The sequence below is a fragment of the Tritonibacter sp. SIMBA_163 genome (assembly GCF_046535935.1).
In the GTDB taxonomy this organism is placed as follows: domain Bacteria; phylum Pseudomonadota; class Alphaproteobacteria; order Rhodobacterales; family Rhodobacteraceae; genus Epibacterium; species Epibacterium scottomollicae.
On the sequence record NZ_JAWJBP010000263.1, the window covers coordinates 1 to 297 of the forward strand.

Sequence of the window (297 nt, forward strand, 5' to 3'; positions counted from 1 at the left end):
GCCATTGCTCGATCGAGTTGTTGTCGAACATCTCCGGCATGAAGAAGGCGCGTTGGAAATTCTCCTGCGTGTGCGGATGGCCGAGGTAGTGACCGCCGGGGCCGAGATCCGGCACCGCTGCCACCGCCTGATCGAAGTCATCCCAGCGCGGCCCCGACGATATGCGGTGTGCCATGGCGCATTGCTCCGAATCGACGCTGAATTTCGCCACCGAGCCATGCATCCCCGACTCGTTCCAGCCCGCAGAGTGCCAGATGTAGTTGGCGCCCGCATGCAGCACCGCCGAGAGGGTCGTGG

The 297-nt window shown here is 63.6% G+C and carries 1 protein-coding gene; it reads right to left on the reverse strand.

Translation table 11 applies throughout. The annotated features are described in order from the left end of the window. Positions 1-297: trimethylamine methyltransferase family protein (locus R0J92_RS22335; protein WP_411053266.1), on the reverse strand; the 297-nt coding region annotated here is incomplete at both ends.